Genomic DNA, 25,953 nt, shown 5'->3' on the forward strand with positions numbered 1-25,953 from the left:
GCTTGCACGGGCCTACGGTTTTGTAGGTCGGGTAAGCGCAGCGCGCCACCCGGCAACAGCAACCCCAAAGCAAACACAACACGCACTCCCGGAATGATGAAAAAACTTTTAGCGCTAGCCCTTGTTGCGCCGTTGCTTGTGTCTTGTTCTTCCAAAAAAGGCGATGAATACAACGAAGCCTGGGTCAAGGACACCAACGGTTTTGACATTTTGATGGGGCAGTTTGCCCACAACATCGAGAACATATGGGGATTTAACGAAGTTCTTATTGCCGGACCGAAGGACTACGTTAAGTACACCGACGCCTATCAGACCCGTAGCCACATCAACTTTGATGACGGTACGATTACGGTCGAAACCATCGCGGGGACTGAACCTGCGGCGCATTTACGTCAGGCCATCATTAAAACCCTGCTGATGGGCGACGATCCGGGGTCTATCGACCTCTACTCTGATGCCGATGACATCACCATCTCCAAAGAGCCGTTCCTGTATGGCCAGGTCGTTGACCAGACCGGTCAGCCGATCCGCTGGGAAGGCCGCGCCACGAAATTTGCCGACTATCTGCTGCAAACGCGCCTGAAAAGCCGTACCAACGGCCTGAAAGTGATCTACAGCGTCACCATCAACCTGGTGCCGAACCACCTCGACAAGCGTGCGCATAAGTATCTGGGCATGGTGCGTCAGGCGTCGCGTAAGTATGGCGTGGATGAGTCGCTTATCCTGGCGATTATGCAGACCGAGTCCTCGTTCAACCCCTACGCGGTAAGCCGTTCCGACGCGCTGGGGCTGATGCAGGTTGTGCAGCACAGCGCCGGTAAAGACGTGTTCCGCGCGCAGGGGAAATCCGGCACGCCGAGCCGCAGCTACCTGTTTGACCCGCAGAGCAACATTGATACCGGCACGGCCTATCTGGCGATGCTGAACAATGTCTATCTCGGCGGGATTGATAACCCAACCTCACGTCGCTATGCGGTGATCACCGCCTACAACGGCGGGGCGGGCAGCGTGCTGCGCGTCTTCTCGAATGACAAAGTGCAGGCCGCGAACATCATCAACAGCATGGCGCCGGGGGATGTGTACGCTACCCTCACCACCCGCCACCCGTCTGCGGAATCCCGCCGCTATCTGTATAAGGTGAATACGGCGCAGAAGAACTATCGTCGCCGCTAAAAACCAACACCACCCCTCACCCTGCCCTCTCCCCAAAGGGGAGAGGGTGTTCAAGTTCCCTCTCCCCTTTGGGGAGAGGGTTAGGGTGAGGGGGCATCAGGCCGCACTCATCCACCCCACCCATACGAAAATGCTATTTGCATCACAATCCAGACTGCAAATTAATGTGGATTGCATTTTTTTGCGGGAGGTAACAAAACATAACGTTGCCAACTGATAGAATTGCATCAAATAACAACCCTGAATGTTCCTATAACAACATATCTCCCACTCACTTGTGAGGAAAGTAACATGAACCTTAAGCTGCAGCTTAAAATCTTGTCGTTTCTGCAGTTCTGCCTGTGGGGTAGCTGGCTGACTACACTCGGCTCCTATATGTTTGTGACGCTCAAGTTCGATGGTGCGTCGATCGGTGCCGTTTACAGCTCGCTGGGCATTGCGGCTGTTTTCATGCCAACGCTGCTCGGTATCGTGGCGGATAAATGGTTAAGTGCGAAATGGCTATACATGCTTTGCCATCTGGTGGGTGCGGGGACGCTGTTTATGGCGGCCGAAGTGACCACGCCGGGGGCGATGTTTATGGTGATCCTGCTTAACTCGCTGGCGTATATGCCAACGCTTGGCCTGATCAACACCATCTCCTACTACCGCCTGAAATCTGCCGGACTGGATATCGTCACCGACTTCCCGCCTATCCGTATCTGGGGCACCATCGGCTTTATCATGGCGATGTGGGGCGTGAGCTTCGCGGGCTTCGAGCTGAGCCATATGCAGCTGTATATTGGTGCCGCGCTCTCCGTGCTGCTGGCGCTGTTCACCCTGACGCTGCCCACCATTCCGGTGTCTAACCAGCAGAAAAACCAGAGCTGGAGCACCATGCTTGGCCTGGACGCCTTCGCACTGTTCAAAAACAAGCGCATGGCGATCTTCTTTATCTTCTCCATGCTGCTGGGCGCGGAACTGCAAATCACCAACATGTTCGGTAATACCTTCCTGCACAGCTTCGATAACGATCCGCTGTTTGCCGGGAGCTTTATCGTCGAACACGCGTCGGTGATGATGTCCATCTCGCAGATCTCCGAGACGCTGTTCATCCTGACCATCCCGTTCTTCCTGAGCCGCTACGGTATCAAGAACGTCATGCTGATCAGTATCGCCGCCTGGATGTTGCGCTTCGGTCTGTTCGCCTATGGCGACCCAAGCGCGTTCGGCACCGTGCTGCTGGTTCTGTCGATGATTGTTTACGGCTGTGCCTTCGACTTCTTCAACATCTCCGGCTCGGTGTTTGTGGAAAAAGAGGTGAAGCCTGAAATCCGCGCCAGTGCGCAGGGCATGTTCCTGATGATGACCAACGGCTTCGGTTGTATTCTGGGCGGCGTGGTGAGCGGTAAAGTGGTTGAGATGTATACCACCAACGGTATTACAGACTGGCAGCCGGTGTGGCTGATCTTCGCCGGGTACTCGCTGGTGCTGTTCTTCGCGTTCATCGCGCTGTTCAAGTACAAGCATGTTCGCGTGCCGAATGGTGCGCAGCCGATCGCGCATTGATTGTTGTGCCCGGTGGCGCTGCGCTTACCGGGCTTACAAAACCAGACCGTAGGCCGGGTAAGGCGAAGCCGCCACCCGGCTATTTTATAGCAGACAGCACCCACCCCACCGACAGCAAATCCGCGCTGCCGCCCGGACTCAGGTTTCGTTCAATCAATGCCTTATCCATCTTAAACAGCGCCTCGCGATCCCAGCCACTTGCCAGTAATTCACGCGCGTAGCCCTGAACATAGCGCAGCCCCTGAATGCCGCCGCGTGACACGAGATTACTGTCCTGATTGACCGCCATCAGGCGCAACAGCAGGTCGTGAAGCAACTGTCCGTTCCACTGCCCCAGCGCCTTACGCACCGTCGCAAAGCCGCTCTCCGCCTCGCCTCGCGCCCCGGTTAAGCCGTAATGCTGAAACTGCCGCTCCCCCGCCGTTGCCTGCCCGCTGCGCCCGGCCAGCTCCCGCGCCACCAGCCCGCGACAGATGTTACTTACCTCACAACAGAGGCTATCCGCAGAGATATTTTTCACACGCCCGGCGGCGAAGCAGAGCAAACCAAGAGCAAAAATACCGCCCTTGTGGGTATTTACCCCGCCCGTGGCGGCGTACATTGCCTGCTCGCAGGCCATTCCCATTGGGCGGAGAATCCGCAACTGCCGATCGGCAGGTTTGGCCGCATGTGCTTCACCCAGTTCCGCAAACCGGGCAAACCACGGCGTAATCGCCATAATGCTGCGGACAAACAAGGCATGGTCCATATCCCGATGCGAGCCGTTATTGAGCCTGTCCACCAGCCCCGGCTTGGGCGTCAGCTCCAGCTCCTGCCACAGCGCCGCTTCGGCAAGCGCAGGCACGTCAACCGGGCGCGGTTTAGTCGCGAGCAAACCAGTCATCGATCATCTTCTCCACGCGGGAAACCACCTGCTCAACGGGATGGTGGCGCGAACGGGAACAGGCGTGGGCGGGCTCGTCGCAAATCAGACAGCGTCTGAGGTGTGAACCCAGCGACTGACGGCCCACGAGGCCGTTTTCAGGGCAGATCACGTCCAGATCCCACAGTCTGCCGAGCGGGTGCGTCTGCTCCAGTTCTGCACAGTGCGCCTTAATTTCCGCCGCCGGATGCGCGACGCACCACAGCGCTTCAGGTCCGGTGGGTAGCCAGAGCACCTGGCGGTCCAGCACCTGCCAGCGGTTTTCCCACAGCAGCTGGTCGCACATCTGTAACGCCACCCCCATGGTGTTGCGGTAGCGCAGGCTGTCTTTGATTTCCCCGGGCGTGACCAGCGTGAGGGAGATCACCGGTTGTTGATAGTGCGTAAGCCAGTCAGCCTGGCGGGCTGCGCGGCGCTCTTTCGCCGCCAGCAGTTCCTCCAGGCTGACACCCGCCCGCACGGGTGTCGCAAAAGTCATACTTCCTCCTTCACCTGTCGCACAGTGTCGATCACGCTGCCGTCGCGGTAGCGGATCACCCCGACGATTTTGTCGGTGAACTCAATCGGTTTCGGTACGCCTGTCAACGAAATCGCTCGCTCATACAGCGCGTTGATATCTACAACCTTCATCCCTGCTTCCATGAGTCGTTCGCGGATCTCCGGGCGCGCCGGGTTGACCGCAATACCGTGGTCGGTGACCAGCACGTCAATGCTCTCCCCCGGCGTGAGGCGAGTGGTAACGCGCTTCACGACGGTCGGGATGCGGCTTCGCAGCAGCGGCGCGACCACAATGGTCAGGTTGGCTGCCGCCGCCACGTCGCAGTGTCCGCCGGATGCGCCACGCATCACGCCATCGGAGCCGGTGATGACATTGACGTTAAAGTCGACGTCGATTTCCAGGGCGCTGAGGATCACCACGTCGAGCTGGTCGCAGCTTGCCGCCTTGCTGCCGGGGTTGGCGTAGACGTTGGTGGAGATCTCCACGTGGTTCGGGTTGCGCGCCAGCGAGGCCGCTGCCTGGCCGTCAAAGCACTGGGTGTCGAGCAGCTTTTCGATGAGCCCCTTCTCGTGCAGATCCACCAGGCTGCCGGTGATGCCGCCGAGCGCAAAGCGCGCTTTCACGCCGCTGCGCTCCATCTTCTCTTCCATAAAGCGGGTGCAGGCGGTGGCCGCCGCGCCGGAGCCGGTCTGCATCGAGAAGCCCGGTTTGAAGTAGCCGGAGTGTTCAATCACGTCCGCCGCATAGCGGGCAATCATCAGCTCGCGCGGGTTGCTGGTGACGCGCGCTGCGCCGACGCTGATTTTCGCCGGGTCGCCCACGCTCTCCACCTGCACGATGTAGTCCACCTGATCCTGCACCAGGCTGGCGGGCATATTGGGGAACGGCACCAGCGCTTCGGTCAGCAGCACCACCTTGCGGGCAAACTGCGCGTCCACCATCGCGTAGCCCAGCGAGCCGCAGCACGATTTGCCGTGCGTGCCGTTGGCGTTGCCAAACTCATCGCTGCACGGCACGCCGAGAAACGCCACGTCGATGTTCAGTTCGCCGTCCTGGAGTAGCTTCACGCGCCCGCCGTGGGAGTGAATTTGTACCGGCTCCTCCATCAGCCCGTGAGAGATGGCATCCGCCAGCCTGCCGCGCATGCCGGAGGTGTAAATCCGGGTGATGACGCCGCTTTCGATATGCTCGATCAGCGCGTCGTTGCAGGTCATCAGCGAGCTGGAAGCCAGGGTCAGATTTTTGAAGCCCATCCGCGCCAGCAGCGCCACGACGGTGTTGATCACCCGGTCGCCTTCGCGAAAGGCGTGGTGGAAGGAGATGGTCATCCCGTCCTGCAAGCCGCAGCGCTTAACCGCCTCTTCAATAGAGGCGCAGAGCTTGCGGCTGTGCTTCGCCTCGCTGTCCGCCAGCCACGGCGTCGCGCTGTGGGCGGTATCAAAGGGTTTCAGATCCCGCAGATGGGGGAAATTCATATGGAGAAGTTCTGTCTGATTCATTATGTCATCCTTACCGACGCACGCCGGAGGCCGCCGCGCGCTCCAGCACCACCTGCGCGTGGTTAATAATCGGTGCATCCACCATTTTGCCGTTGAGCGACACCACGCCCAGGCCGTTACGCTCGCCCTCTTCTGCCGCCTCAATCACCCGCTTCGCGTGTTCCACTTCTTCCCGTGTCGGGGCGTAGGCGTTGTGCAGCAGGTCTATCTGGCGCGGGTTAATCAGCGATTTGCCGTTAAAGCCCATCTTGCGGATCAGGTCGACCTCGCGCAGGAACCCGGCTTCATCGTTAACGTCTGACCACACCACGTCGAAGGCGTCGATGCCTGCCGCGCGGGCGGCGTGCAGCACGGCGCAGCGGGCGTAGAACAGCTCGGTGCCGTCGCCGCGCTCGGTCTGCATGTCCATCACGTAGTCAAAGGCGGCCAGCGCAATGCCGATCAGGCGCGGCGAGCTGCGGGCAATCGCCACGGCGTTGATGACGCCAATGGCCGATTCAATCGCCGCCATCACGCGGGTGGAACCCACCTCGCGGCCGCACGCCTGCTCGATACGCTCGAGGTGGCCTTCCAGCTCGTAAATATCGTCCGGGGTGTCGGTTTTCGGCAGGCGTATCACGTCCACGCCCGCGCGCACGGCGGCCTCCAGATCCAGCAGGCCAAACGGCGTGCTCAGCGGGTTAATGCGCACCACGGTTTCGATATCCTGATACATCGGGTGCTGCAACGCGTGGAACACCAGCATGCGTGCGGTGTCTTTCTCGCGCAGGGCCACGGCGTCCTCAAGGTCAAACATGATGGAGTCGGGACGGTAGATAAAGGCGGTAGAGAGCATGGCGGCATTGGCGCCTGGCAGGAACAGCATACTGCGGCGGAGTTTGCTCATTTCAGCGCCTCCCAGTTGATGGCCTGTTCATCGGCGGCACGCATCAGCGCGCTTTGCAGGCGGGCGCGAATAACACAGTCCAGCGCCCCTTTGTCTTCAATAATGATTAATCCCTGGTGCACGTTCATGGCGCGCAATGTGTCGTTGACCACCTGGCGAATCTGCTCGCCAAACTGCTTAATCACTTCGCTGTGGATGACGATCTCCAGCTCACCGTGAGCGGGGGCGATTTTCACCATCAGGTCGCTGGACTCCTGCGTTCCGGCCAGCGCCTCCCTTACAATATTCATGATAAATTCCTGATAGTTATGCGACTTCCGCACTCGCACGATAATGTGCTTCGAGGTGCGCGAAGGTGGAGTCCGGGACAATCTCCCGGATCCGGGAAAACTGCTGTGTCTTGAGTAAACGGCGCACTTCCGAGGCCGAAATGGCGTTGCCGGTGGCCTTGATGCGCGGCATCTCCACCACGTCAATATGCGAGGCCAGCAGGTCGTGCAGCGTCTGGTTGTACTGGCGGGTGATATCGCAGAACGGCTCCGAGCCGATGAAGCGGTGCGTGATGCCCAGCGCCGGGGCGATAAAGTCCCGGAAGATCAGCACGTCGATCTCGCTCCACGCCTGCTGCACTTTGCCGGTCTCCTTCAGGAAGTAGGCCGGAAACGTGGCGCGGGAGATGATGTACTGCGAGCCTTCATGCACCACCACGTTCGGCAGATGCGCCACGCCCGCGCGCACCATTTCAAGGCGCGCGCTGAACGGGAAGAACGAGGCGTCTTCACGCACCACAAACAGATGCAGGGCATCGCACTGCGCCGCCGCCTGCTCCACCAGATGACGGTGGCCGAGGGTGAATGGGTTGGCGTTCATCACAATGGCACCAATTTTTTCCCCGCCCCTTCGCATCCGGCTTAAGGTACGGCAGTAGCGCGCGATCCCCTGCGGGGTGTTCTCCATTAGCACCGCGTTGTTCCCGCTCTGGGCAATCGGCCAGAAGCCGCTGCGGCCAAAGCGCTCCTTATTGCACGGACGGGTGCAGAGGAAGAGGTGAAAATGGCCGCGCTCCAGCGCCGCATTTTCCACCTCTGCCAGCAGACGCGCGCTGAGGTTTTCCCCACGAAGCTGCTCGTTGACCGCCACGCATTTGATGACGTTGGCAGCCAGCCCGGCGCAACCCACCAGCTGCGCGCCGGACCAGGCTTCGACAAACAGCGTGATGTCGTTGTCCAGGCCAAGGCCGCTGTCTGCCAGCAGGTAGCGGATCTGGCTTAAGCGTTCCGGGTGTTTCGCCACCAGCGTGTGGCGAAAATCGATGGGTTGCGATTGCATGCTGCTGCCTTACTCAGTGTGCCGCCGCGAGCCCGACGGCTGGCGCTTCCACGATCACGTTGCTTAGATGACCGATATGCTCGATCTCCACCTCAATGCGATCCCCTTCCTTCATAAACAGCGGCGGGTTGCGCTTTTTACCCACGCCGCCAGGTGAGCCGGTGATGATCACATCGCCAGGACTTAAGCGGGTGAAGGTGCTGATGTACTCGATCAGCTCCGCCACCTTGTGGATCATGCTGCTGGTGTTGTCTTCCTGCACCATGCGGCCGTTCAGCCAGGTGCGGATTGCCAGTTGGTGCGGATCGGGGATCTCATCCGCCGTCGCCATCCACGGGCCGAACGCCCCGGTCTGCCGCCAGTTTTTCCCGGCGGTGAACCAGGTGTGCTGCCAGTCGCGGGCGGAGCCGTCCATGTAACAGCTGTAGCCCGCCACGTGGCGAAGGGCGTCGTCGCGGCTGATGTTCTCCCCGCCTTTGCCGATGATCACCGCCAGCTCGCCTTCGTAGTCGAATTCGCTGGAGTGGCGCGGCTTCAGCACCGGCTCGTTGTGGCCGGTCTGTGAGTCCGGGAAACGGACAAACAGCGTCGGGGCCGGGTTGTGCTGGTCAAACTCCTTGCGCTTGTCGGCGTAGTTCATGCCCACGCAGAGGATTTTTTCCGGCTGGACAATCACCGGTAAGAAGGTGATGGCGTTCAGCGGCACGTCCACCGCGTCGTTCAGGAATCGGGTGGCCTGCGCCAGCCCGTTCCCCTGCAACAGCGCTTTAAGGTCGCCATAGCGGTCGCCGAGGCGGCGGCCTAAATCAATCACGCCGTCGGCCTGAACGATGCCGTAGCTGCGTTTTCCCTGGTATAAAAAGCTTGCGAGTTTCATTGTTCTTTCCTGAAAACTTAAACGAGGAAGTTGCCCAGAATCAGCAGAGAGATGGAGACGTTAATCGCCCCGCCGATACGGGTAGCAATCTGGGCGAACGGCATCAGGCTCATGCGGTTGCCTGCGGTCAGGATCGCCACGTCACCAGTACCGCCCTGGCCGCTCTGGCAGCAGGAGACGATGGCGACATCAATCGGGTGCATACCAATCTTTTTGCCGACGAAGAACCCGGTTGCCACCAGCGCGGAGACGGTGCTGATAATCACCAGCAGGTTGGTCAGTGTGAAGGCGGCCACCAGTTCATGCCATGGGGTGATGGCTACGCCAACGGCAAAGAGAATCGGGTAGGTCACAGAGGTCTGGAAGAATTTGTACACCACCTGAGAGCCCTCCAGCAGACGCGGAGAGGCACCGTTGCAGAGCTTCACCAGCACCGCCATAAACAGCATGCCCACCGGCGCTGGCAGACCAATCAGCTTGTGACCGAGCATGCCCAGCATGTACAGCAGCACCGCCAGCAGCGCGCCGGAGGCGATCGTCGTCACGTCCGCTTTGCCGGAGAACGCAGGCTGAGAGACAGTGGCATCGGCATTGGCGCGATTCGGCATCAGCTGGCCTTCACCGGTCAGGTGCGGGTAGCGTTTCCCGAGCTGGTTGAGGCAACCGGAGATAATGATCGCCGTCAGGCCGCCGAGCATCACCATCGGCAGTACGCGGCCGAGCGCCACGCCCTGATCCATATGCAACAGGGTGGCATAGCCGATAGAGAGCGGGATCGCCCCTTCCCCGACGCCGCCCGCCATGATCGGCAGAATGATAAAGAAGAAGATCTGGAACGGCTCGAGGCCCAGCGCCAGCCCAACACCCATGCCGACAATCATGCCGACGATTTCACCGCACAGCATCGGGAAGAAGATGCGCAGGAAGCCCTGGATCAGCACGGTGCGGTTCATACTCATGATGCTGCCGACGATAATGCAGCAGATATAGAGATAAAGAATGTTGGTGGATTTATAGAACTTAGTGGTGGATTCCACTACTACATCCGGCAGCAGGCCGTAATAGACCAGCGCGGAAGGGATAAAGGTGGCGCAAATTGCCGCCGCGCCGAGCTTGCCGACAATCGGCAGGCGTTTGCCGAATTCACCGCAGGCAAAGCCGAAGAAGGCCAGCGTGGCCACCATGACCACAATGTCGCTCGGTAGTTTTTCGCCCAGGCAATCAATCGCAATCAGCGCGCCCGCCAGAACGAACAGCGGCAGAGGTATAATGCCGATTTTCCAGGTATCCATAATATGCCACCAGCGCTCTTTGAGCGATGGCCGCTGAATATCAATCGGGTCGTGGGTAACAGAGAATGAATCGTCAGTTGTGCTCATAATAAGCCCCTTAGTTATTTTGTGCGTTCAGCTTAGAGTCACAAAGGCTTACTTTATGTGAGGGATGGCATATTAAAAGCGAAGTTTTAATGGACGCTATGGTTTTAATGGTTTCTTTTATTTAATGTGATTTATGCCTTATTTATTGCCGTGGTTTTTATGGTTTCTTTTCTTAGCTGAACAAAGAAATAACATTTATTCATTTAACCTTAAGAGGATGAGACTTTCGGAAAAATCTTTTACAGGCTGCGCTGTGCAAGGGATCACAAGTTTTCGGCAAAGCGGGCATCCTGGCCTTAAAAGATGATATATTCAGCCGACCTGTTGATATCTCGCGTGATAGTTATGAAAGTATCGTTTCAGATCAAGCTGTTTATTTCGCTGGTCGCCTTTTTCTCAGTGCTGTTCGCATTACTGGGCGGATATTATTATGTCGATGTCGGCAGGCAGCTTTATCAGGAAATGAGCGCACGCGCAAAAATACAGGCTGAAGAAATTGCGCTTATTCCAACCCTGCGAAAAGAAGTCGAACAAAAGGATATCCAGGGCATCTATGACTTTATGCAGAAAATAGCCGCCCGCAGCGACGCCAGTTTTATTGTGATTGGTGACAATAAGGGGCTGCATCTTTTCCACTCCGTGTTTGCCGACCGGGTAGGCAAAACGCTGGTTGGCGGAGATAACGACGAGGTATTACACGGCAAAAGCACCATCACCATCCGCAAGGGCGGGTTAGGCATTTCACTGCGCAGCAAAGCGCCCATTTTTAATGATGCCGGGCAGGTGGTGGGGATTGTTTCGGTAGGCTATCTCACAAGCTATCTGGACACCATCACCGTCAGCAAGGTGGTTAATATCCTGATTGCCGCCGTGCTGCTGCTTATCGCCCTGTTTATTTTCTCCTGGTTCTTCACCCGCAGCATCAAGAAGCAGATATTCTCTCTGGAGCCGCGCGAAATCGGCCTGCTGGTGCGCCAGCAAAAGGCGATGATGGAATCCATTTATGAAGGGGTGATTGCCATCGATGACGATCTCCGCATTGAGGTGATCAACCAGGCGGCGCGTAAATTATTAGGCTTACGCCAGCCCGCCCGCGAACTGCGGGGTCAACTCATCAGCCAGGTGATCGCGCCCGTCCCGTTCTTCAACGCGCAAACCATGCTTGCGAAAGACACCCACGATGAGATCTGTCGCTTTAACGATCTCACGGTCATTGCCAGCCGGGTGCGGATAATGCTGGAAGATGCATTGCAGGGCTGGGTGATCACCTTTCGCGATCGCAACGAGATCGACTCGCTCAGCGCCCAGCTCAGCCAGGTGAAGCGCTACGTTGATAACCTGCGCATCATGCGCCATGAACAGCTGAACCGCATGACTACGCTGTCCGGCCTGCTGCATATGGGCCGTTATGACGAGGCAATTCGCTATATACAGGCGCAGTCGGAACACGCTCAGGAGCTGCTGGACTTTATCTCGTCCCGCTTTAGCTCTCCGACGCTGTGTGGTTTGCTGCTTGGAAAGGCCGCCCGCGCGCGTGAAAAAGGCGTTGAGCTGAGTTTCGATCCGGCCTGCCGGGTGGATAAACCGTTCCTGCCGCTGCTCGAATCGGAACTTATCTCGATCATCGGGAACTTGCTGGATAACGCCATTGAAGCGACCCAGCGTGCACCGCTCCCGCATGCCCCGGTGGACGTGCTGATAAAGCTGAACGAGCAGGAACTGATTATTGAAGTCGCCGACCAGGGCGTCGGCTTCACACCGGAGATCCGCGACCGGATCTTTGAGCGCGGCATCACCACCAAAACGCGCGGCGATCATGGTATTGGCCTGTATCTGATTGAAAGCTATGTCACACAGGCTGGCGGTGCAATTGAAGTTGCCGATAACACCCCACGCGGTGCCATTTTCTCACTGTTTATTCCCGCCACGGGAACGGCCCGGCACCCCGTACAGGAACTGGAAGATACCGACTATGCAACATGAACTTATCGACGTACTGATTGTTGAAGACGAGAACGAACTGGCGCAACTGCACGCGGAGCTTATCGGTAAACATCCGCGTCTGAGGCTGGTGGGGATTGCCGCGTCGCTGGCCGACGCGCAGGTACAACTGGAGAGCAAACAGCCGAAGCTGATGCTGCTGGATAACTACCTGCCGGACGGCAAAGGCATCACCCTTATCAGCAACCCGATGCTCACCCGCGCCAACTGCTCGGTGATTTTCATCACCGCCGCCAGCGATATGGACACCTGTAGCCAGGCCATTCGTAACGGCGCGTTCGACTATATCCTTAAGCCGGTCTCCTGGAAGCGGCTCAGCCAGTCGCTGGAGCGTTTTGTGCAGTTTGCCGAACAGCAGCGCGTCTGGAAGATTGTCGACCAGCAGAACGTGGATTCACTCTATCAGTTACAGGCGAAAAACTATCGTCTGGACAACGGCAGCAAAGGGATAGAGGAGAACACGCTGGCGCGGGTGCAAATGCTGTTTAACAACAAGGCGGCGCACTGTTTTACGGTGGATGAGGTGGTGAGCGAGACGGGCCTGAGTAAAACCACCACCCGGCGCTATCTGGAACACTGCGTGGAGGTGGGTTTTCTGACGGTGGAGATGCTGTACGGTAAGATTGGACATCCGAGAAGGATGTACAGGCGTAGTGCGACTTAACTCCCCTCACCCCGGCCCTCTCCCCAAAGGGGCGAGGGTGAAAAGACGGCTCCGTGCAATCCCCTCTCCCCTTTGGGGAGAGGGTTAGGGTGAGGGTCCCTACTTTAATACGTACCCATACAGCCGCTTAATCCCGTCCGCATCCTTCTCGCTGTAAACGCCCTGCAACTCTGGGGAGAACCCCGGCAGGATATTAATGCCCTCTTCCAGTGCCAGGAAGTAGCGCTGCACTGCTCCACCCCAGACTTCCCCCGGCACCACGCACAGCACGCCCGGCGGGTATGGCAGCGCACCTTCGGCGGCAATGCGTCCTTCGGCGTCACGAATACGCACCAGTTCGACGTTCCCGCGAATGTACTCCTGGTTGGCATCCTGGGGGTTCATCACCACGGCAGGCAGGCTCTCCTGACGGAACATCGCCTTCTGTAAATCCTTCACGTTAAAGCTGACGTAGAGATCGTGCATCTCCTGGCATAGCTGACGGATCGTATAGTCGCGGTAACGCACCGGGTATTTCTGATAGATGGTCGGAAGCACATCCGCGAGCGGTGTGTCGTCTTCAATATGCTGTTCAAACTGCCCCAGCATCGCCACCAGCTGCATCAGCTTCTCCGCGCTCTCGGCTGGCGTCAGCAGGAACAGGATGGAGTTGAGATCGCACTTCTCCGGCACAATGCCGTTCTCGCGCAGGTAGTGGGCGAGAATGGTCGCCGGAATGCCGAAATCGGTATAGTGCCCTGTTTCAGCATCAATGCCCGGCGTGGTCAGCAGCAGCTTGCACGAATCGACGAAATACTGCTCGCGGGCATAGCCTTCAAAACCGTGCCATTTTGCATCCGGTTCAAAACTAAAGAAGCGACGTTCGCTGGCGATAGCCTGCGTGGGGTGATCCTGCCATGGCCGCCCCGCCACCACCGGTGGGATAAACGGTTTGATCATATGGCAGTTAGCGATGATGGCCTTGCGCGCTTCAATGCCCAACTCGACACACTCCGCCCACAGCCTGCGTCCGCTTTCGCCCTCGTGGATCTTGGCGTTCACGTCCAGCGCCGCAAACAGCGGGTAAAACGGGCTGGTGGAGGCATGCAGCATGAACGCGTTGTTCAGCCGCTTGTGCGGGCAGAAGCGCGACTGACCGCGAATATGGTTATCCTTTTTATGGATCTGCGACGTTTGTGAGAACCCGGCCTGCTGCTTGTGGACCGACTGGGTCACGAAAATTCCCGGATCGTTCTCGTTCAGTTCCAGCAGAAGCGGAGACGTTTCCGCCATCATCGGGATAAATTGCTCGTAGCCGACCCAGGCGGAGTCAAAGAGGATGTAGTCGCAAAGGTGCCCGATCTTGTCGATCACCTGACGGGCGTTGTAGATCGTGCCATCGTAGGTGCCGAGCTGAATGATCGCCAGACGGAACGGGCGCGCCTCGGCGGCTTTCTGCGGCGCGACGTCACGGATCAGTTCCCGCAGCCAGGCCTCATCAAAGCAGTGCTCATCAATCCCGCCGATAAAACCAAACGGATTACGGGCTGCCTCAAGATAGACAGGCGTTGCCCCGGCCTGGATCAGCGCCCCATGATGGTTGGACTTGTGGTTGTTACGATCGAACAGCACCAGATCGCCACGAGTCAGCAGCGCATTGGTCACCACTTTATTGGCCGCCGACGTGCCGTTCAGCACGAAGTAGGTTTTATCCGCGTTGAACACTTTCGCCGCGAACTTTTGCGCGTGCTTGGCAGAACCTTCGTGGATCAGCAAATCACCGAGCTTCACGTCGGCATTGCACATATCGGCACGAAACACGTTTTCACCGAAGAAGTCGTAAAACTGCCGCCCCGCCGGGTGTTTTTTGAAAAAGGCGCCGTGCTGGTGACCCGGACAGGCAAAGGTGCTGTTTCCCATCGCCACATACTGGCTCAGGGTGTCAAAAAAGGGTGGCAGCAGGTTCTCTTCATACCGGCAGGCGGCAGATTCCAGTTCCAGCAATTCCTGTGCTTTACCCGAGATGATCGCCGTGACACCCTCTGGCACCTCTCCTGGCTCTGTTGAGAACATAAATACCGGTAGCTGAAAGCCCGTACGCTTCAGCAACGCGAGAATGCCGCTGTAGCTTTCAACAACCGTAATGACGACTGCCGCCACATCGGTGAAATCAGTGTTATCCAGCATAACCTTTTCGCGATGCGTAGAAACTTTGGATACCAGCTCGCGGCTGACGGCAATTTTCATGGTTTTCATAGGCGCAAATACCCTCACCGAACGGTGAGACAGGAAGGAGAAAATTCGCGCAATCATGTCACCTTTTATTTTCAGGTGCAAGAAGGAATCAGTATGCGTTACGCCTCCCAAAGCTAAGCGTAATCAGGGACGAACGTGCCATAATGATGCAATGCCAGTGCTTAAATAACAGGAGTTAAACGTGGTAATTGGACCCTTTATCAATGCGGGAGCCGTATTGCTGGGCGGTGTACTTGGGGCAGTATTAAGCCAGCGGTTGCCGGAGCGTATTCGCGTCTCCATGCCCTCCATTTTTGGCCTGGCGTCGTTAGGGATTGGTATCCTTTTAGTGGTGAAATGCGCCAACCTGCCGGTGATGGTACTGGCGACGCTGCTCGGCGCGCTGATCGGCGAATTTTGCTATCTGGAAAAGGGCATCAATCACGCGGTAGGCAAAGCCAAAAATCTGATTGCCCGACCGGGCAAGGCGAAGCACGGCACGCACGAGTCGTTTATTCAGAACTACGTTGCGATCATTATTCTGTTCTGCGCCAGCGGCACGGGGATATTCGGTTCGATGCAGGAAGGGATGACCGGCGATCCCAGCATATTGATTGCGAAAGCGTTTCTGGATTTCTTTACTGCCACCATCTTTGCCACCACCCTCGGCATCGCCGTCGCCGCGATTTGCGTGCCGATGTTGCTTATTCAACTGGCGCTGGCCACCTGCGCCACGCTGATCCTGCCGCTGACAACGCCAGCGATGATGGCAGACTTTACCGCCGTCGGCGGCCTGTTGCTGCTGGCGACAGGGCTGCGAATCTGTGGCATTAAGATGTTTGCAGTGGTGAACATGCTCCCTGCCCTCCTGCTCGCGATGCCGCTATCCGCGCTCTGGACGCACTTTTTCGCTTAAGTTTGCGACGAAATGGTGAGAGAGTGTGCAGTCTGCACCGAAAGCAACAAATTTCGTTGACGCCGGAGGGAGGATCGGGTTTAATGCGCCCCGTTGCCCGGATAGCTCAGTCGGTAGAGCAGGGGATTGAAAATCCCCGTGTCCTTGGTTCGATTCCGAGTCCGGGCACCAAATTTCATATTAACGGACCTCCACGGAGGTCCGTTTTTGCATTCTGAGCCCACCAGAATCATTACTTCTGCATTCCCTTAACGACACCCCAACCACTGCGTCAGTAGCGCATGCAGTTTAGCTGGCTCCAGAGGCTTGCGGAGTACCAGGTACCCCTCCTGCTCCGCCTCCAGCAGAACCGGTGAATTAAATTCGCCGCTAACTATCGCGCCGCTCATATCCGGCAGACGTTCAAAAAGCGCTTTCAGGATATCGAAGCCGCTTTCGCCGGATCGCAGGCGCTGGTCGCACAGCACGGCGAACGGCGTAAAGCCGTCGTCGATTATGGCAAACGCTTCTTCAGCGGAGGCCGCACAGCGTACGTCGATTCCCCAGACGCTCATCAGGCTCTCCCAGGCAGACGTCACCAGCGGGTCGTCATCGACGACCAGGCAGGAACCGTGCAGCGGCGCATAGCGTACCGGCGTGGCGGTGTTATCAGCGGCGGGCGGGGTATCCAGCACGCTATCTTCGCCAGCATATTGGGTAAAGCGCATCCAGAAGCGTGAGCCTTTCCCTTCAATGGATTGCATCCCGTATTTCACCTTCATCAGCTTGGCACAACGGGCAACGACGGCCAGTCCCAGCCCGTGTCCGGCGCTGTCGATCTTCCATGCCAGCTCGGGGCGGTAGTAAGGTGAGAAGATTTTGCCCTTCTCTTCATCGGCGATACCGACTCCCGTGTCCCACACCTCCACCATACACTCGTCACCGCGCGGTCGGATGGCGACCAGCACCCCGCCCTGGAGCGTGTAGCGAAGGGCGTTTTGAATCAGGTTGATCAGGGACTGTCGCACCAGTAGCGGATCGCCCATCACGTAGATATGGCGTTTAGGCCGCCGGATGCACAGCCTAAGCGCGCGGCTGTTGGCCTCTTCACGAAACAGCGTGATGACCGAGTCGAGCAGAGCACCGATATCCACTTTGGTCGGGGCAGAGAGGACATTCCCGGATTCTATTTTGCTGAGATCGAGCAGAGAGTTGAGCATTAAATGTACCGAGCGAACGCTCTGCTGAAGGTCAAGAAGCTGTGGCGTCAGGCTGCCGTCCCGGTTTCGATGGAGGATGGCTTCGATCAGAAAGCCCATAGCATGCACAGGCTGGCGCAAATCGTGGCTGGCGGTGGTCAGAAACTGATTTTTATCCAGCAGTGCCTGCTCCGCGTCCTCTTTGGCCTGACGAAACTGTTCCGCCAGCCGTGAGCTTTTTTCCTCCAGCAGCGCTTGCTGAATAAAGAACGCATGGGAAGTTAACGCATGGCGGTAAATTGCGAAGCCGTAAAGCAGATTCAGCATGAGCACGATGAACATCAACTCATCCAGCCGCCAGATAATACCGAGGTTCAGCACCCCCCAGGAGGCGAAGAAAAAACGCGTGAAGGTACTAATGACAGGCGTCAGATGTGTCGCATTGGCGGCGACGATGGCGGCGATGCTGATATTAAGTAACAGGAAAAAGTCAAAATTCTGCGTCTGTGGCGTAATTAAATAGAGTGAAGAAATTCCCAGCCCGTGAATAAAGGCAATATTATTAATACGCGGAAGCCAGCGTCGCAGGACGTCCCTCTCACCGTTTTCTTTCGCTTCACGCTGATAGCATCGGTGCAATAGTCGTATCGCCACGGCACATAGCAGATAAATAATTATCCAGATAATCGTTGGGCCGAGGTCGTCCCCAAGCATATAAATCCAGATGGCGAAAGGAATACCCACAAAGGGCACAGCACTAAAGCTAAATACCAGCCGAAGAAAGGTGTTGTTTAGCAAACGGATCTGCGCCGGAGCAGAGATACCATCATTTTGTAAGCTCTGGAAAAACCTCATTCCGACGGATCCTGCTTGCCATGCAGAAGCGTGATGGCTTCAACCCGGCTGTTAACGCCTATCTTTTTCAATATATTGCTGATGTGTTCTTTGACCGTGGGCTCAGAAATTGAAAGCTGTGCGGCGATTCGTTTATTCGGCAGGCCGCGCATAATCATATTTAACACGTCTATTTGTCGCGGCGTTAAGTTAAATTTACTTAACTTCTCATTATTGACCTTAACGGAAATTTCGTTTCCCTCAGGAAACCAGGTCTGATTATCAGTGAGTGCGAAAACGGCCCGCGAGAACATCTCAGGTGGCTCGCTTTTCAATACAAAACCGTGTCCCCCGGCGGCATTAACTTTGCGCCAGATATCATTATTGTCATCCCCGCTGACCACCAGGAGTCGTACCTGTGGGTAAAGTTGTTTTACTTCTTTGAGTAATTTCAGGGCCGTTCCGGAAGAGAGCCAAAAATCGATTACCAGCAAACGTGGCGGGCCATGATCTCTAATTTGTCGGTAGCAATCATCCTCATTCGTCACCACACACGCCTGTTTAAACTGGCAATGTGTAATCAGAAAATTGGCGATGCCGCTTGCTACCAATGGATGGTCATCAACGACTAACGCATAATTCTGTCCCAAAGGAGCCTCCTTTTACCTTCGCATATCTTAGAGTACAGATGAATTATTATCTACCCACCCTACTTTAGGAGGGTTTTTTCGATTAGGAAAGAGAAATATATTATTCGCTGATTTGGGTAAAAGAAAACATAAATACAATCAGTGAAATTAACTGGTTGGATATCAAGGATAATTTATGAAAAAACCACTAATCGTTTTAACCGTTACGTTGATGTTAGCCGGTTGTTCCACGTTGAAAACCGATCAGGCTATTCCACTCCTCCAGGCGGAGACCGCTAAAATGCTGGGATTGGGCTCATCGGATGAAATAACTGTGACCAACGTTAATGGTGCCCAGCCGGACGCACTGGGAGGACAAAAACTCTCTTATCGCGCCACGACAGAAAAAGGGCGTATTTTCGATTGTTCATCGATGATGATGCCGGGAATTTTAGGATCCGCACCGACGCTGAGCGCGCCAACCTGTACACCTGTTGTCACACATAAATAATTAACGCCGCATCAAAAGGCGTACATAAATAACGCCTTTTACATTATCTGGCGTATCTGAGTTTTCATAAAAAAACGATGTTCCTGACATCATGCTAATGAGTACGGAGATAGCCCGTGAATAACTCTACATCGCATTCTTTAGCGGTTAAGACGCCGCTTTCCAGACTTTACCTCGCTCTATTTTCCGCGCCGCTGTTACTGTTTTTACCTGCCGATATCGCGCGTGCAGCCGATGCCTTTTTTGATGGCGACTCGCGTATTACCGAAACGCTGGGTTACACCGGTGATGTGTATGTTGGACGTAATCAACGCGGAAATCTGTTGATCGATAATGGCAAAATCACCGCCTATAACATCAATATCGGTCGGCTGTTCGACGGCAAAATTTATGAAAGCGTGGTCACGGTCCGTGGGCCAGACGCTGAGCTTAACGCGGTGAACGATCGGTACGTCCTGCGCGGCGACCTGAATCTTGGCCTCGGCACCCTGCGAGTCGAAGAGGGCGCGCTGGCGAGTGCAAAGGAGATTGTTGTCGGCACCACCCGCGGCTACGACAGCCACCTTATCGCCACGGGTGCTGGCTCTCGTGTGACCAGTAATTTTCTCAGCGTAGGCACCGATCTGGGCGCACGCTCCACGCTTGCGATTGAAGACGGCGCTGCGCTCAATACCGCTTACGATGCACGCATCGGCAACGGTACCGGACCGGGTGAAACCGACACGCTGAGCCCGAAAGCCACCGTCACTGGGAGCGGCTCACAGTGGAACGTTGGCCGTACGTTGACGCTTTATGGCGACCTGGACGTGCTGAACGGCGGAACGGTTAACGTTGGCGGCGTGCAGGTGGCAGGCGTCTCCGGGGCAGGGAAAACCGCCGAGCTGGTTATTGCGGGCGAGGACTCACGCTTTACCAGCGGCAGCAGCGTGAGCGTGGGCGATTACGGCAATGGCGTGCTGTCTGTGATTGACGGCGGTTCATTTTCCGCTGGCAGCAATGCGCTGATCGTGGGGACATCGGGTTCCGGCTCGAACCGGGGTGCGCTCATCATCGGCAGCCGCGGCAATATGGACACCGGCACGGGTTTAACTGAGCCAACGCTTGGCACGGCGGGCGGCGCAGGTACCCTCGATGCGAAGACGGCAATAAGCCTGCGTGGCGGACTGTTCGGCAGCTATGTCTACTTCAACCATACCGACGGAAATTACATCTTCAGCAACACGATGAGCGGTGAAGGTGATGTGATCAACACCTCCGGGCAGACGACGCTGAACGGCGATCTTTCCGCACTCAAGGCGAACGTCACCGCGCGGGGCGGTAAAGTCATTATTGCCAGCAATATTAATACCCAACCAGAAGACGATATTTTTGACGTCCAGACGCTTAGCGCGGAGAACGGCGGCACGCTGATCCTCAATGCGACGGCGGGTTCAGACGTCAGCAACGGGGTGGGTTACAGCAGCGCCGCGTCAATCAAGTCCGGCGGCACGCTGGGCGGCAACGGGACGCTGGGCCAGACCGAGATCCTGTCCGGCGGACATATCTCGCCCGGCGACGGCACTATCGGTACGTTGACGCTGAAACGCTATCTGAACTTTATCGGCGAATCCTTCTATGACGTCGATATCGCAGGAGATGGCCGCAGCGACCAGCTACTGGTATCGGGCAAAACCACCATCAGCAATCAGGCTAAGGTACAGGTCACCGCGCTGGATCCGCAAACCAGCTATAAAACGGGCCAAAGCTACCGCATTTTGACCTCCGACGGGGGAATTGACGGTGAGTTCGCCGGCGCGATCTCCAAATCCGCCTTCCTCGACGTGGCGCTTAAGCAAAGCACCAACGCCGTCGATCTGACCATCGCGCAGAAAGAGACCGGTGGCGAGAATCCTGGAGGAGAAAATCCCGGAGGCGAAAACCCTGGCGGTGAGAATCCTGGTGGTGAAAACCCCGGAGGCGAAAACCCTGGCGGTGAGAATCCTGGTGGAGAAAACCCCGGAGGCGAAAATCCTGGCGGTGAGAATCCTGGCGGTGAAAACCCCGGAGGTGAAAACCCGGGCAGCGGCAAGCCGGGCATTTTCCAGACCGTGGCCCAAAGCAGCAACCAGTGGAATACCGCTGGCGCGCTCTCCACGCTGACGCAAAGCGGCCCGTCTCTGGCGCTGTATAACTCGCTGCTTCTGCTGAGCGCACCGGAAGCGCGCGAGGCGTTCAACCAGCTTTCTGGTGAAGTTTATCCGTCAATGCAGTCCAACCTGATCGCTGGCAGCACGCAGGTGTTTAACGTGTTAAACCAGCGGATGCAGCGCGCGTTTGATAACGACAGCCTGCCGATACCACCGTTAGCCATGTCGCTGGTGCAGCAGCCGGAGCCGCAAAACAATGGCGTCTGGGGCCAGACCTTCAGCTCCTGGAGCCGAAACAGCGGCGACGGTAACGTGGGCAAGCTGGACGGCAACACCACCGGCTTCCTGCTGGGGGCAGATCGCAAGCTGGCGGACCATAACGTGCGGGTCGGCGGCTACTTCGGCTACAGCCGGGGTGATTACGACGTCGACAGCCGTCGATCCTCAACGGATACCGACAACTATCACCTTGGCCTGTATGCGGCGGGTCAACAGGATGCGTTCTCCCTTCGCGGCGCGCTGGGTTATACCTGGCACAAGATCGAAGGCGAGCGCAATGTTGATTTCAGCGGTTTCTCGGATCGGCTGAAGTCAGATTACGACGCCAACTCCCTGCTGGCGTTCACCGAAGCGGGCTACCGTTTCGGCCAGCCAGACAGGAATATTGAGCCGTTCGTCAATTTATCGTACATCCGGCTGCATACCGACAGCTTCAGGGAAGACGGCGGTGCCGCTGCGCTGAGCGTCGGTAACGAAACGATGAACACCTTCTACACGACACTCGGGTTGCGCGGTGTGACCGCGCTGCCGAAGCACGTTAACCTCTACGGTTCATTGGGCTGGCAGCACGCCTATGGCGATAAGAATACCTCTTCGCGCATGGCGTTTGCGGGCAGCGACGCGTTCATTACTCAGGGACAGGCCGTGGATGAGGATGTGATGGTCGGTGATATCGGCGTGAGCGTACAGCTGTCGCGTGCTGCGACGCTGGATGTAGGTTACCAGGGACAATATGGTGCGGATACCCGCGTCAACTCGGTTAACGCCAATCTGCGCTGGTCGTTCTGAATTATTTCCATTAAAAGAACCCGCCCTCGTGGCGGGTTTCTGCTTTTGGCTTCTGACGAGGCTAGGGATCGTTCCCAACCGCGTCCAGCAGTTTGTTTTTAAAGATAAACAAACACGCCTCGTTGAAGTTCCCTGCCCCTAACCGCTCCGACAGCACCGTTCGCTTGCGATAGAGGCTTTTAACCGACATATTCAGCTTATCTGCAATCTCTTCCATTGACCTCCCTGCCTTCAGCAACCGGATCATTATCGCTTCGTGTCGACTCAGCCGTAAGTTAAGCAGCCATTTGGTGGTCAGACGCCTGCCTTTCATATCGAGCACCAGATTGAATAACGACGCCATATCCGGAGCCGTAAGCGACGTGTTCATAAATAGCTTCATACTGAGAAGATCCTCCTCTCGAGGACGCATATCCAGCATAACGCAGCAGATCGTTTTTCTCGTTCTGGCCGGATGGCGTATCAGGTAATCATATAAACGGAGCGGCGTACGGCTATCAATCAGTACAGTATATTCATTTGCGTCGGTATCAAATATGTTTCTGTCTATCGAACTGAGGCAAATTATATCCGGGAAAAATAGCCGCATCCCCCTGACAAGGAAACAATCCTGAGTCACTAACACTATTGAAGTCGCCACTAACCATCCCTTTTAGATTAAAGCAAGCCCGCCTCTTAAGAAACAAGAACGCTTTCGTTTATAGCGTTTTACATTAACGGCAAATGTTTTCTGGCTTTGATCATCCCTCAATATGACATTGGTGAGCTAGACTTTTTGCAGACTATCACTCAATGCCTGGCGTTAATTATAAATAAAAAAGAATTTCAGAAAAGTCACTTCTCTGAACATTAAGAATTTTTGTCATGAAACTTCCCAAACATGCACCAGAAAGTACTTTAATTAACTCAGAAGAACTTCATTTTTAATATAACAAAACAGGAAGCAGAGAAAGAAAAATCATTTAATATCAATTAATTAAAAACATGAACCCTGCACTAAATTATCTAAAAAACTTACTTCCCCCAGAATTATCTCAAAACCTCCCAGCCGCTTTTCAACTTATTTATCCCCCAACACATCGGGTGTACATTAAGCCCAATCAGACCGCTGAGATGAGGGCTCATAATTACCTTTAAGTAAGTACCCCATAACGTAGCATCATTCAGATTTAATGTTCTCCTTTATGCCCTTTAACGCAGAGTTAAAAGGCGGCCGTGTTATGCAATGGATTCACAATAAACAAATGGCAAATAGATATGGAAAGATCGCTTAGCTTCACTACGTTATTCTTTTATCGCACCACAATATTATTGTTCCTGCTTTTACTCTTTCCTGTTCTGGTTCAGGCTGATGAATCCGTTTATGAGCATCAGATACAACAGGCACGTAACGGTAATTACGCTCTGTTTCTTGATTACCTACAGCGCTATGAGCAACAACATGCTTTAACACCCGGACAGGTTGCGGACTGGTTACAGGTAGCCTCCTGGGCAGGACGCGATGACGAAGTTATCCGGGTCTGGCAGCGTTATGGTATTTATATGCCGCTGCCCGCTCGCGCCATCGCTGCCGTCGCCCAGTCCAGAAGAAACCAAAAAGCCTGGCCATCCGCCTTATCGCTGTGGAAAGAGGCGCTCAGCCTTGCGCCGGATAACGACGATTACCGCATCGGCTATGTGAAGACTCTGGCCGATGCCCGCAAAGATCGCCTCGCGCTTTCGGAAGCCCGGCAGCGGGTTAAAGACAATCCTTCTCCCGCGCACATTGAGACGCTCTCCTATGTCTGGATGCGCCAGGGAAAAAACAGGGATCGGCTGCTGGCTGACATGCGCGCGCTGAGCGCCGCGCCAGGGAATGAGGCCCTTCTTCGCGAGACAATCGATGCGCTAACGGATAACCGGGTAAGCACGCCCGCACTCTGGCTGTCACAAAACGCGGCGCTCTCTCCTGCGGAGCGCCGCCGCCTTGAGCGTAACGCCGCGGCTGAACGGGTACGCCTGGCGGATGTGCCTGGCAGAACGGAGAAAGAGCGCCTGCGGCTGGCACAAAACGCATTAGATCGCTATCACGCCCTGCTTTCCCGCTGGCAAAACGACCCGCAGGCGGCTGAAGACGTCATCCTTGCCCGTATCGATCGGCTTGGCGCCCTGTATGCGCAGGGTAATTACCGGCAGGTCATTAGCGAATATGAGTCGCTGACGGCCGCACAGCATCCGGTGCCGGACTGGGCCATCGGCTGGGTGATCTCTGCATATTTGCAGGAGAAAAACACCGTTGCCGCCTTCTCGCTTGTGCAACGCTATCCACACTACGCCTCCGATCCGCAGGATGAGGAGCATGCGCTTTTCTACGCCTGGCTGGATACGGGGCAATATCAGGCCGCCCGCCGCTACGTTGAGCGCGAGACCCGCAGCGTTCCCTGGACCCGCTACGATTTCGGGTCCCCCACCGCCCAGCCAAACGATCGGTGGCTTACCGGGCAGTCACTCAAATTTAACTATTTGCTGGCAACCAACGCCCTGCCGGAGGCCGAAAAGCTGTCGTATCGTCTGGCGTCAACGGCGCCGGGAAATCAGGGATTACAGATTGATTATGCCGCCCTGCTTCAGGCCAGAGGCCTGCCGCGTGCGGCCGAGCAAAAGCTTAAACGAGCAGAGGCGCTCGAACCCACGAATCTGGAGCTTGAAAAACAGCAGGCTTACGTCGCAATGGACCTTCAGGAGTGGCGCCAGATGGATTTACTGGCTGATAACGTAATAGCTCGCGCCCCCGCCGATCGCAGCGCCCGTCGCCTGGACAGACTCAGAATGGTCCACCATATGTCTGAGCTGCGTCTGAACGCGGCTAAAGGATTGCACTCAGATAACCCCGTCAGCGGTAGCCACGACATGAACTGGGACGCCACGCTCTATGGCCCGCCCGTGGCGGATAACTGGCGGCTGTTTGCCGGCGCCCGCTATGCCCAGGGGAATTTCGACGAAGGTAAAGGCATCAGCCGCCACCTGTTGGGCGGCGTTGAGTGGCGCCCCCGTGACCTCACGCTCGAAGCCGAGCTCTCCGGCAACCACTATCACGGCAAAAACAGGCCGGGCGCACGGCTCTCAACAACTTACAGCCTGAGTGATAACTGGCAGGTCAGTGGTAACCTCGAGCGCTTGTCACGCGCCACCCCCTTACGGGCATTACGCAATGGGATTAGCGCCAACCGGGGTGAAGGTGGGGTGCGCTGGTATCAAAACGAGCGACGTGAATACCAGTTCAACGCCGCAATCAGCCGCTTCTCAGACCACAACCGCCGTCAGGAATACACCCTCTCTGGGAAAGAGCGTCTCTGGCAGACCCCGACCCTGACGCTGGAGCTCGAACCGGGGATCGCCGCCAGTAAAAACAGCCTGCGGAATACGCTCTATTACAACCCGGCACGGGAGCTGTCCGTGACGGCTGCCCTGTCCGTTGACCATGAGATGTACCGCCACTACGACACTCTCTGGAGCCAGCAGTTCGTGGCAGGCGGGGGCAGCTACTGGCAGAAAAATCAGTCACCTGGCGCCGTTACCCTGCTGGGTTACGGGCAACGCATCCAGTGGAACAACGTTGTCGATACTGGCGTGATGCTGAACTGGGATAAGCGCCCTTACGACGGCAAACGCGAGAGCAATCTCTCCGTCACGTTAGATGCGACTTTACGCTTTTAAGGAT

The 25,953-nt window shown here is 56.4% G+C and carries 20 protein-coding genes and 1 tRNA gene; 9 read left to right on the top strand and 12 right to left on the bottom strand.

The annotated features are described in order from the left end of the window. Positions 1-96: 96 nt before the first annotated feature. Together mltC and ACOTX1_RS07180 are read left to right on the top strand one after the other, a co-directional pair. Positions 97-1,173, top strand: coding sequence for a membrane-bound lytic murein transglycosylase MltC (gene mltC, locus ACOTX1_RS07175; protein WP_003862427.1), 1,077 nt, complete (start codon positions 97-99; stop codon positions 1,171-1,173). Positions 1,174-1,464: 291 nt separating this feature from the next. Beyond that, positions 1,465-2,721 carry a nucleoside permease gene (locus tag ACOTX1_RS07180; protein ID WP_003862429.1) on the top strand — a complete coding sequence of 419 codons (1,257 nt, stop codon included), beginning with the start codon at positions 1,465-1,467 and terminating at the stop codon, positions 2,719-2,721. Positions 2,722-2,800: 79 nt separating this feature from the next. Here the strand turns inward: ACOTX1_RS07180 and citG are convergent, their stop codons facing one another. The 8 genes from citG to ACOTX1_RS07220 are packed head-to-tail and all read right to left on the bottom strand — an operon-like array spanning position 2,801 to position 10,112. Next, complete coding sequence (citG, locus tag ACOTX1_RS07185) at positions 2,801-3,604, bottom strand: triphosphoribosyl-dephospho-CoA synthase CitG (protein WP_023314827.1); 804 nt, start codon at positions 3,602-3,604, stop codon at positions 2,801-2,803. Continuing rightward, positions 3,582-4,121 carry a citrate lyase holo-[acyl-carrier protein] synthase gene (gene citX, locus ACOTX1_RS07190; RefSeq protein ID WP_023314828.1) on the bottom strand — a complete coding sequence of 180 codons (540 nt, stop codon included), beginning with the start codon at positions 4,119-4,121 and terminating at the stop codon, positions 3,582-3,584. The genes citG and citX overlap by 23 nt, the downstream gene beginning before the upstream one ends. After that, positions 4,118-5,641, bottom strand: a complete 1,524-nt coding sequence (gene citF / locus ACOTX1_RS07195; protein WP_023314829.1) for a citrate lyase subunit alpha — start codon at positions 5,639-5,641, stop codon at positions 4,118-4,120. Before citF ends, citX begins: the two co-directional genes overlap by 4 nt. A 10-nt stretch (positions 5,642-5,651) precedes the next feature. After that, complete coding sequence (gene citE, locus ACOTX1_RS07200) at positions 5,652-6,527, bottom strand: citrate (pro-3S)-lyase subunit beta (RefSeq protein WP_003862436.1); 876 nt, start codon at positions 6,525-6,527, stop codon at positions 5,652-5,654. Continuing rightward, the gene (gene citD, locus ACOTX1_RS07205) at positions 6,524-6,817 is read right to left on the bottom strand and encodes a citrate lyase acyl carrier protein (RefSeq protein WP_023314830.1); all 294 of its coding nucleotides are present in this window, start codon (positions 6,815-6,817) and stop codon (positions 6,524-6,526) included. Before citD ends, citE begins: the two co-directional genes overlap by 4 nt. A gap of 16 nt (positions 6,818-6,833) precedes the next feature. After that, a complete protein-coding gene (gene citC, locus ACOTX1_RS07210) occupies positions 6,834-7,856 on the bottom strand; it encodes a [citrate (pro-3S)-lyase] ligase (RefSeq protein ID WP_023314831.1) in 1,023 nt (340 codons plus the stop codon). Positions 7,857-7,869: 13 nt separating this feature from the next. Then, a complete protein-coding gene (locus ACOTX1_RS07215) occupies positions 7,870-8,733 on the bottom strand; it encodes a fumarylacetoacetate hydrolase family protein (protein ID WP_023314832.1) in 864 nt (287 codons plus the stop codon). A 17-nt stretch (positions 8,734-8,750) separates the two neighbouring features. After that, positions 8,751-10,112, bottom strand: a complete 1,362-nt coding sequence (locus ACOTX1_RS07220) for a 2-hydroxycarboxylate transporter family protein (RefSeq protein WP_023314833.1) — start codon at positions 10,110-10,112, stop codon at positions 8,751-8,753. Positions 10,113-10,457: 345 nt separating this feature from the next. Between ACOTX1_RS07220 and ACOTX1_RS07225 the strand changes: the two genes are divergently transcribed. Next, the gene (locus tag ACOTX1_RS07225) at positions 10,458-12,095 is read left to right on the top strand and encodes an ATP-binding protein (protein WP_023314834.1); all 1,638 of its coding nucleotides are present in this window, start codon (positions 10,458-10,460) and stop codon (positions 12,093-12,095) included. Next, positions 12,085-12,777, top strand: a complete 693-nt coding sequence (locus ACOTX1_RS07230) for a response regulator (protein WP_003862448.1) — start codon at positions 12,085-12,087, stop codon at positions 12,775-12,777. Before ACOTX1_RS07225 ends, ACOTX1_RS07230 begins: the two co-directional genes overlap by 11 nt. Before the next feature lie 99 nt (positions 12,778-12,876). On the opposite strand, the gene ACOTX1_RS07235 is transcribed toward ACOTX1_RS07230, so the two are convergent. Continuing rightward, positions 12,877-15,012, bottom strand: coding sequence for an ornithine decarboxylase (locus ACOTX1_RS07235; protein ID WP_023314835.1), 2,136 nt, complete (start codon positions 15,010-15,012; stop codon positions 12,877-12,879). Positions 15,013-15,193: 181 nt separating this feature from the next. Here ACOTX1_RS07235 and ACOTX1_RS07240 point away from each other — a divergent pair, with 181 nt between their 5' ends. Together ACOTX1_RS07240 and ACOTX1_RS07245 are read left to right on the top strand one after the other, a co-directional pair. Further along, positions 15,194-15,907, top strand: a complete 714-nt coding sequence (locus ACOTX1_RS07240; protein WP_003862452.1) for a DUF554 domain-containing protein — start codon at positions 15,194-15,196, stop codon at positions 15,905-15,907. A 95-nt stretch (positions 15,908-16,002) separates the two neighbouring features. Beyond that, a tRNA-Phe gene (locus tag ACOTX1_RS07245) sits at positions 16,003-16,078 on the top strand. Positions 16,079-16,155: 77 nt separating this feature from the next. Here ACOTX1_RS07245 and ACOTX1_RS07250 read toward each other — a convergent pair. Continuing rightward, on the bottom strand, positions 16,156-17,940 hold the full coding sequence (locus ACOTX1_RS07250) for a hybrid sensor histidine kinase/response regulator (RefSeq protein WP_003862454.1): 1,785 nt from the start codon (positions 17,938-17,940) through the stop codon (positions 16,156-16,158). Next, positions 17,937-18,569, bottom strand: coding sequence for a response regulator transcription factor (locus ACOTX1_RS07255; protein ID WP_023314836.1), 633 nt, complete (start codon positions 18,567-18,569; stop codon positions 17,937-17,939). Before ACOTX1_RS07255 ends, ACOTX1_RS07250 begins: the two co-directional genes overlap by 4 nt. Positions 18,570-18,744: 175 nt before the next feature. On the opposite strand from ACOTX1_RS07255, the gene ACOTX1_RS07260 reads away from it, so the two are divergent. Continuing rightward, complete coding sequence (locus ACOTX1_RS07260; protein ID WP_003862457.1) at positions 18,745-19,059, top strand: lipoprotein; 315 nt, start codon at positions 18,745-18,747, stop codon at positions 19,057-19,059. A gap of 116 nt (positions 19,060-19,175) precedes the next feature. Then, positions 19,176-22,253 carry an autotransporter outer membrane beta-barrel domain-containing protein gene (locus ACOTX1_RS07265; protein WP_023314837.1) on the top strand — a complete coding sequence of 1,026 codons (3,078 nt, stop codon included), beginning with the start codon at positions 19,176-19,178 and terminating at the stop codon, positions 22,251-22,253. A 61-nt stretch (positions 22,254-22,314) separates the two neighbouring features. On the opposite strand, the gene ACOTX1_RS07270 is transcribed toward ACOTX1_RS07265, so the two are convergent. Then, positions 22,315-22,842: a helix-turn-helix transcriptional regulator gene (locus ACOTX1_RS07270; protein WP_003862459.1), complete on the bottom strand. Its 528-nt coding sequence runs from the start codon at positions 22,840-22,842 to the stop codon at positions 22,315-22,317. Between the two features lie 668 nt (positions 22,843-23,510). On the opposite strand from ACOTX1_RS07270, the gene pgaA reads away from it, so the two are divergent. After that, the gene (pgaA, locus tag ACOTX1_RS07275; protein WP_023314838.1) at positions 23,511-25,949 is read left to right on the top strand and encodes a poly-beta-1,6 N-acetyl-D-glucosamine export porin PgaA; all 2,439 of its coding nucleotides are present in this window, start codon (positions 23,511-23,513) and stop codon (positions 25,947-25,949) included. Positions 25,950-25,953 lie beyond the last annotated feature (4 nt).

Origin of the sequence: Enterobacter cloacae complex sp. IR5401 (genome assembly GCF_049238425.1) — a bacterium.
GTDB lineage: Bacteria > Pseudomonadota > Gammaproteobacteria > Enterobacterales > Enterobacteriaceae > Enterobacter > Enterobacter hormaechei_C.

Coding starts and splice junctions, on each gene's coding strand:
- mltC (WP_003862427.1), top strand. CDS start 97: ATGAAAAAACTTTTAGCGCTAGCCCTTGTTGCGCCGTTGCTTGTGTCT.
- ACOTX1_RS07180 (WP_003862429.1), top strand. CDS start 1,465: ATGAACCTTAAGCTGCAGCTTAAAATCTTGTCGTTTCTGCAGTTCTGC.
- citG (WP_023314827.1), bottom strand. CDS start 3,604: ATGACTGGTTTGCTCGCGACTAAACCGCGCCCGGTTGACGTGCCTGCG.
- citX (WP_023314828.1), bottom strand. CDS start 4,121: ATGACTTTTGCGACACCCGTGCGGGCGGGTGTCAGCCTGGAGGAACTG.
- citF (WP_023314829.1), bottom strand. CDS start 5,641: ATGAATCAGACAGAACTTCTCCATATGAATTTCCCCCATCTGCGGGAT.
- citE (WP_003862436.1), bottom strand. CDS start 6,527: ATGAGCAAACTCCGCCGCAGTATGCTGTTCCTGCCAGGCGCCAATGCC.
- citD (WP_023314830.1), bottom strand. CDS start 6,817: ATGAATATTGTAAGGGAGGCGCTGGCCGGAACGCAGGAGTCCAGCGAC.
- citC (WP_023314831.1), bottom strand. CDS start 7,856: ATGCAATCGCAACCCATCGATTTTCGCCACACGCTGGTGGCGAAACAC.
- ACOTX1_RS07215 (WP_023314832.1), bottom strand. CDS start 8,733: ATGAAACTCGCAAGCTTTTTATACCAGGGAAAACGCAGCTACGGCATC.
- ACOTX1_RS07220 (WP_023314833.1), bottom strand. CDS start 10,112: ATGAGCACAACTGACGATTCATTCTCTGTTACCCACGACCCGATTGAT.
- ACOTX1_RS07225 (WP_023314834.1), top strand. CDS start 10,458: ATGAAAGTATCGTTTCAGATCAAGCTGTTTATTTCGCTGGTCGCCTTT.
- ACOTX1_RS07230 (WP_003862448.1), top strand. CDS start 12,085: ATGCAACATGAACTTATCGACGTACTGATTGTTGAAGACGAGAACGAA.
- ACOTX1_RS07235 (WP_023314835.1), bottom strand. CDS start 15,012: ATGAAAACCATGAAAATTGCCGTCAGCCGCGAGCTGGTATCCAAAGTT.
- ACOTX1_RS07250 (WP_003862454.1), bottom strand. CDS start 17,940: ATGAGGTTTTTCCAGAGCTTACAAAATGATGGTATCTCTGCTCCGGCG.
- ACOTX1_RS07260 (WP_003862457.1), top strand. CDS start 18,745: ATGAAAAAACCACTAATCGTTTTAACCGTTACGTTGATGTTAGCCGGT.
- ACOTX1_RS07270 (WP_003862459.1), bottom strand. CDS start 22,842: ATGCGGCTATTTTTCCCGGATATAATTTGCCTCAGTTCGATAGACAGA.
- pgaA (WP_023314838.1), top strand. CDS start 23,511: ATGGAAAGATCGCTTAGCTTCACTACGTTATTCTTTTATCGCACCACA.